This window comes from Shewanella sp. T24-MNA-CIBAN-0130, from assembly GCF_040310185.1.
GTDB lineage: Bacteria > Pseudomonadota > Gammaproteobacteria > Enterobacterales > Shewanellaceae > Shewanella > Shewanella psychromarinicola.
Map to the genome: position 1 here is coordinate 20562 of NZ_JBEOPP010000061.1, position 7083 is coordinate 27644.

Here is a 7083-nt window from a genome sequence, read left to right on the forward strand (position 1 = left end):
GCCTTTTTTTAAGGATTTATTAAGAATATGAAAATTGCTATTGCAGGTACAGGCTATGTAGGCCTTTCAAATGCTATGTTGTTAGCGCAACACAATGACGTGATTGCGATTGATATTATTGCAGAAAAAATTGCCATGCTTAATCAAGGTATCTCGCCTATCGCAGATACTGAAATTGAAGACTTTCTAATAAACAAATCATTGAATTTTACCGCAACACTAGATAAGAATTTAGCTTATAAAGATGCTGACTATGTCATTATTTCGACCCCTACAGATTATGATCCATTAACTAATTATTTTAATACCTCTTCAGTTGAGGCTGTGATTAATGATGTTATGGCGATTAATCCATCTGCTGTGATGATAATTAAATCTACAGTCCCAGTGGGTTATACCACGCGCATCAAACAAGAATTAGGTTGTGACAACCTCATATTCTCACCTGAGTTTTTGCGTGAAGGCAAGGCGTTGTACGATAACCTTTATCCGTCGCGTATTGTCGTGGGTGAACAAAGCGAGCGAGCTAGAGTGTTTGCTAACTTATTAGTTGAAGGTGCAATAAAAAAAGATATTGATGTATTATTTACTGATTCTACTGAAGCAGAAGCGATTAAATTATTTTCTAATACCTATTTGGCATTGCGAGTTGCTTACTTTAATGAGTTAGACACTTATGCTGAATCTCATGGTTTAAATTCTCGACAAATTATTGAAGGGGTTAGTTTAGACCCACGCATTGGTAATCATTATAACAACCCTTCATTTGGCTATGGCGGTTACTGCTTACCAAAAGACACCAAGCAACTTCGCGCAAACTATGCCGATGTACCCAATAATATTATTAGTGCAATTGTAGATGCCAATACCACCCGTAAAGACTTTATTGCAGAGTCCATTCTTAAACGTGAACCTAAGGTTGTGGGAATTTATCGATTAATCATGAAAGCAGGTTCTGATAATTTCCGTTCATCAAGTGTTCAAGGGATCATGAAGCGTTTGAAAGCCAAAGGTATCGAAGTTGTGGTATATGAACCAGTGCTTGAAGAAACTGAGTTTTTCCACTCAAAAGTCATCAAGTCGCTTGAGGAGTTTAAAGCCATTTCAGATGTGATTGTATCAAACCGTATGGTTGATGAGATCCGTGATGTGGCTGATAAAGTTTATACTCGAGATTTGTTTGGTGCGGATTAACTCTTCACTCTATCAATAGTCGGTACTATTAGTATTAATTTTTATGAGTTTGTAAATCAATTGTTTATACAGTGGGTGAGACAGTTGTGAGACACTTTTTTACGGCTCTTTCACCCTTCAACATCACTATTTTACATCGTGTTTACTGTTTTTTTTACCCCCAATATCACTATTTAACATAGTGTTTATTGCCTTATCCTCCGTCACGCCTGACAATGACCGAGTATCAAATACACTGTCATTTTCAGCTAAAAGTGTTTTCGTTTGCGTTAGGTATTGAGTCAAAAGCGGTTTTTTTATTTTTGTCGCGCAAATTAATCTCAGTCATATTGCTTAGTTTTACTAACCAGAACTTGTCCTGAATAGAGTCATTTATGTCAACGATTTCGGCTGTATTATTTGTATTTTGTGCTTCTTTCATTAGCTTGTTTGTCTTCAGAAAGCTCGCCAAACGCATTGGCTTAGTTGATAAGCCTAATGAACGTAAACATCATATTGGGCAAATCCCGTTGATTGGCGGTATTTCGATATACTGTGCATTCATGATCACTTTATTTATTTTTTTTCCAATTACTCGTTCACTGTTACTTTACCTTGCTTGCTCTAGCATCCTTATCGTTTTAGGGGCGCTGGATGATCGTTTTGATTTAAGTTTTAAAACTCGCTTGGTTGTTCAAGCGGGGATCTCGTTAGCGATGATCCTCATAGGGTATAAAAGCTTACATTACCTTGGTGCGATGTTTACGCATGAAGCGTTCACCATTCCAACCTACCTCAGTTATCTAGTCACTATTTTTGCCGTTATAGGGGCTATCAACGCTTTTAATATGGTCGATGGTATTGATGGGTTATTAGGAGGCCTGGCCTCGGTGACATTTTCTGCCCTGGGTTTGATGTTTTTTCTGTCTGGGAAGGACAATTTAGCGCTCTTCTGCATATTGTTTGTTTGCGCAATGCTCCCGTATATTATGCTTAACTTAGGCTTTCCGTTTGGCCGGCGGTTCAAGGTATTTATGGGGGATGCGGGCAGTATGTTTATTGGTTTTACCGCGATTTGGTTGCTAATTGAAGCCAGCCAAAGCGACAATGTGTTGGTTATTCGTCCTGTAACCGCATTATGGTTTATTGCATTACCGCTGATGGACATGGTTTGCATCATGACCAGAAGGATCAGAAAAGGTCAATCGCCTTTTAAACCTGACAGGGAGCACCTACATCATATTTTCCAGCGTATGGGATTGACTTCAAGTACCGCATTATTGGTGATTTGTCTGTTAGCTTCGGTCATGGCTGGTGTTGGTATTTTATCAGAGCTGTATGATGTTTCTGAATCGCTTATGTTTTTTTCGTTTTTAGTTACTTTTGCTATTTATTTTTCTGTCATTGCGAATATTTGGCGAATAACCGCTTTTTTACATAAAACCTTTAAGTTTACTCAGTCATAAGATGAATGATTTTGTTGGCTACCAATTTATTATAAGTATAAGTGCATAAGATTAATTATTTTATTATTCGTAAGAGTGGTAATATGATGCCGTTTTGATCACGGTTCGACCATATTTTTACACTGTATCGTTTTACAATATCTAGTTTTATATGTACTTAAGGATGAGATGATGGACTATTTAGTTCCGTTTATAACCGCTTTTTTATTAAGTTTTACTGCCATATTAGTATTCAATCCTATTGCTGCCAAGGTTGGCTTATTAGATACACCGAATGAGCGTAAATGTCATAATGGTGCGATCCCTCTCATCGGAGGAATAGCGATTTTTTTCAGTGTTTTATTAGCATCTAGCCTGTTTATTCGAAGCAGTCAAACCCTTAATTTGTACCTCATTTCGTCATCATTGATCCTTTTTCTTGGTGTACTAGATGATCGCTATGATTTGTCCGTTCGTTTACGACTAGTGGCTCAAGTGATTGTCGCGTCAATACTCATTTTTGGTGCAGGTTTTTACCTCACGACACTGGGTGATATTTTTTACTTTTTTGAGTTTAAATTGGGCTATGTTGGTATTTTAGTCACGGTTATTGCCGTTATTGGCTCAATCAATGCGTTTAATATGGTTGATGGTATTGATGGTCTTGCGGGAATGCTCAGCCTTGTGACGTTTACATCCTTATCATTTTTATTTTATCGTGCTGGAAATGATTGGTTTTTGTTACCTTTACTCTTTGATGCCGCTATCCTTGCTTATTTGTTTTTCAACCTCCGTTGGCCTTTTAATTCGGTGCAAAAAATATTTATGGGTGACGCTGGTAGTATGCTAATAGGGTTAACCGTGGTGTGGCTATTAGTATTAGGCACTCAATCTTACAATGTACATCAGGGAGATGTATTAAATAGTGTGTCGTTCTCGCCTGTAACTGCTTTGTTTCTGATCGCGATACCATTAATGGATATGACGGCCATTATGTACAGGAGGATCAGAAAAGGATTTTCTCCGTTTAAACCCGATCGTGATCATCTACACCATATCTTTGAACGTGCCGGTTTTAATCGTAAACAGACGCTTGTTAGAATTACTCTGCTGTCTTTATTACTCGCGGTATGTGGTATTGCTGGTGAGTTATATCAGGTTCCAGATTCGATAATGTTTAGTGTGTTTATCGTGTTATTTGTTGCTTACAATTGGGCACTTGCTCATGTCTGGCAAATTCTTACTTGGTTAAAGCGCAATGATTAATTTTTAGCATTGTAACTGTTACTCAAGTGTTCTATTTTTAAGGGGTTTAGATGAAAGTAGTTATTCCTGTTGCTGGTCTTGGCACGCGTATGTTGCCAGCAACCAAAGCGATCCCAAAAGAAATGTTGCCATTGGTCGATAAGCCGCTTATTCAATATATTGTCAATGAGTGCGTTGCCGCCGGCGTGAAAGAGATTGTGCTGGTGACTCATGCCAGTAAAAATGCCATTGAAAACCACTTTGATAAATCATATGAGCTTGAATCCACTTTAGAGAAGCGCGTTAAACGTCAGTTGCTTGAAGAAGTGCAAGCGATTTGTCCTAAAGATGTGACAATTATGCAAGTCCGTCAAGGTGAAGCCAAAGGCTTAGGTCACGCGGTGTTGTGTGCTTACCCATGTATTGGCAATAATGCATTTGCAGTTGTATTACCCGACGTGGTGTTAGATGAATATACCGCTAATCAAAAAACTGAAAACTTAGCTGCGATGATAGCGCGCTATCAAGCGACATTTTCCAGCCAAATTATGGTGGCCCCAGTACCTGAAGAAGATGTGAATAAATACGGGATTGCTGATTGTGGTGGTGTAGATATCGCCCCAGGTGATTCTGCTAAAATTAAGGCCATGGTTGAAAAGCCTGATGTTGGTGAAGCACCGTCAAATTTAGCCGTAGTGGGCCGTTATGTGTTATCTGAAAAGATTTGGCGTTTACTGGCGAAAACGCCTGCCGGAGCCGGAGATGAAATTCAGTTAACCGACGCCATTGATATGTTGATTGAGCAAGACACGGTTGAAGCTTTTAACATGACCGGTAAGTCGCACGATTGCGGTGACAAACTAGGCTATATGAATGCTTTTGTTGAATATGGCCTGCGCGATGCAAAGCTAGGCGCAGACTTCAAACAATGCGTTGAGAAAATGCTACAAAATCGATCAACCAAAAGCTAAAAGACAAACTTAAAAACCAACCTAAAATTTTAGTGCAGCTATAAAATTACTCGCTTATTGTCTTAACGACAGGCCCTAGACCCTAATATGCCGCCTTTATTTAATGAAAAACCCAATATCACATTGGGTTTTTTTTTGTCATTTGGAATATAACTTGTCTACCTGATTAACTAGAGAAGAACGGTTATTGATTGCTTTATACTTAGAGTCTTAATTGATGGCATGACGTTCTTCAGGGTTAAATTCAAGCCTAACCTAATCTCGAGTTAAGTGAGGGGATTAACCGTTAAAAACGGGTTCATTTCAAGTCTGCAATATCTAACTTGCCATGTGCTTTACTAACAAGGCGCCTTCTCTTGTTAATAGTAGGCTAAATGGTCGAGCTAATAGCTGCGTCAATCGCGAGGCTATTGTAAGGCAATGCAAGTCAAGGCAACGAAACGCAGTTAGCGGGACAAAAGGGCTTTGACAACTGTTTAATCCCGAGTTGATGTTAAATACCAGATTGCTCGCATTAGCGGTATTAGCTTTAGTTAGCGCAACATACTGTTGTGGCCAAACAGATTAATTTGCTAGCGCAACGTTTCACTTACAGTGACAGTCTAAAAGGTTCTCCAACCGACAAAAGCAAAGCCATCATAGTGGCTCTACAAGCATCTCCCCAACAATAATTAGTACCATAAGGGAAGGCGAGGTATTGATGGTTTTGTTAACATCAACGCAATATGTGGACTGAGTTTAACCCTCGCAGGGGGTTAACTATTTGTTTATGGCCATCCTGTAACGCACCAGAGTGTCAATATTGTTCAACAATTTTTCACATCAAATTTTCTGCAAACAAGTACGTGGCTTCACGTGGGCTATGCTCATTTGCTATGTCGAGTCCGACAATCTTGCTCGCGTAAAACGATGGCCGCGAGGATATTAAACGTTCTGACTGAAACTTTGGCTATTATGTCGCAAGCAATATGAGCCCTCAGTATGAAAATCTAGTATGACCACTCAGCATCAGAATATAAAAAGGCTTTTTAATCAATTTCAACTAATATTTGTGACCAAACGGGCAAAAGATGATGTTAATGGGAGGTTAAATGATAAATATCCGATTAATGTGTTTTTTTAACCAGAGTAAAGATATTGCCTAGGCAATATCTTTTTTTGTCATGAAAAATAATTACAGTATGTGAAGTGATTCACTGTAAGGGCGGTCGTTTATTATTATTATTATTCTGATCTATAAAGGGTTTGAATCTCAATATTAGTTTACTTGCGATGTATCATTTCTAAAATATCACAGAAATATAATGGCAAAAACATGCAGATTATTTACTTTTCCGTCAGCAACTTATTGACGTTTTGTGTATAATCGCCACCCTAAATGGGTTTTCGACCTAGTTTGGTTGTAAGTGCTTAAAAAATACACTTTCGCTTAATCTTTTGGCATGCTGGAGCCGTAACCTATGGGCGGTAGCGTGTCTAAATTTTAACGATAGGGTTCTAGAAACTCGCAGGCTCGCCAGAGGGCGGACTTCGTCCTTCTAGAGCGCTTCGCTTCTAGGGACAGCTTCGCTGCTAAAATTGAGCCGCTGCGCGACTAGGCTGTAGGCTTGTCATCTAGCACTACTTGGCTGTTGATTGTATAGCATCTAGCAGCGAAGCGTCCTCGAAGACCGCAGGTCGTCCTAGCAGCCGCAGGCGCCTTATTCCTAGCCTCTAGCCGCGCAGCGATCTAGGCGCTTGCTTTTAAAGCGCTCTAGGCTTTTATAATCTCTGAACGAACTAATAACGGATAACGAATAACGAATAACGGATTATTCATGCTTTTCTCAAAAACAACGATAAAGTAACGCTTTAGTCACTTATCAGTGTTTTTGACCTCTGCGACATAATCCCCTTTGCAGTTCTTGCTTGTTATATATTCCATGATTTAAATATGCTCAACTTGCTACGCTTCTAGGTTCTAGGTTCTAGGTTCTAGGAACTCGCAAGCTCGCCAGAGGGCGGACTTCGTCCTGCTAGAGCGCTTCGCTGCTAGGTTCTAGGAACTCACAAGCTCGCCAGAGGACGGACTTCGTCCTGCTAGGTTCTAGAGCGGACTTCGTCCTGCTAGGTTCTAGGGCGGACTTCGTCCTGCTAGGTTCTAGGGCGGACTTCGTCCTGCTAGGTTCTAGAGCGGACTTCGTCCTGCTAGGTTCTAGAGCGGACTTCGTCCTGCTAGGTTCTAGAGCGGACTTCGTCCTGCTAGGTTC

The 7083-nt window shown here is 39.9% G+C and carries 4 protein-coding genes; all 4 read left to right on the top strand.

Going from position 1 to position 7083, the window contains the following annotated elements; genetic code table 11:
* Positions 1-27 precede the first annotated feature (27 nt).
* The 4 genes from AAEZ02_RS18545 (at position 28) to galU (ending at position 4834) form a co-directional block, all read left to right on the top strand.
* Positions 28-1194: a nucleotide sugar dehydrogenase gene (locus tag AAEZ02_RS18545; protein WP_351124402.1), complete on the top strand. Its 1167-nt coding sequence runs from the start codon at positions 28-30 to the stop codon at positions 1192-1194.
* 374 nt (positions 1195-1568) lie between these two features.
* The gene (wecA, locus tag AAEZ02_RS18550) at positions 1569-2639 is read left to right on the top strand and encodes a UDP-N-acetylglucosamine--undecaprenyl-phosphate N-acetylglucosaminephosphotransferase (RefSeq protein WP_351124405.1); all 1071 of its coding nucleotides are present in this window, start codon (positions 1569-1571) and stop codon (positions 2637-2639) included.
* A 171-nt stretch (positions 2640-2810) separates the two neighbouring features.
* Entirely contained in the window at positions 2811-3884 is a 1074-nt protein-coding gene (gene wecA, locus AAEZ02_RS18555) for a UDP-N-acetylglucosamine--undecaprenyl-phosphate N-acetylglucosaminephosphotransferase (RefSeq protein WP_351124408.1), read from the top strand.
* 50 nt (positions 3885-3934) lie between these two features.
* Entirely contained in the window at positions 3935-4834 is a 900-nt protein-coding gene (galU, locus tag AAEZ02_RS18560; protein ID WP_351124411.1) for a UTP--glucose-1-phosphate uridylyltransferase GalU, read from the top strand.
* Positions 4835-7083: the final 2249 nt, after the last annotated feature.

What these genes read in the sequence shown, in the direction of transcription:
- wecA (WP_351124408.1), top strand. Translation starts at nt 2,811, where the DNA reads ATGGACTATTTAGTTCCGTTTATAACCGCTTTTTTATTAAGTTTTACT.
- wecA (WP_351124405.1), top strand. Translation starts at nt 1,569, where the DNA reads ATGTCAACGATTTCGGCTGTATTATTTGTATTTTGTGCTTCTTTCATT.
- AAEZ02_RS18545 (WP_351124402.1), top strand. Translation starts at nt 28, where the DNA reads ATGAAAATTGCTATTGCAGGTACAGGCTATGTAGGCCTTTCAAATGCT.
- galU (WP_351124411.1), top strand. Translation starts at nt 3,935, where the DNA reads ATGAAAGTAGTTATTCCTGTTGCTGGTCTTGGCACGCGTATGTTGCCA.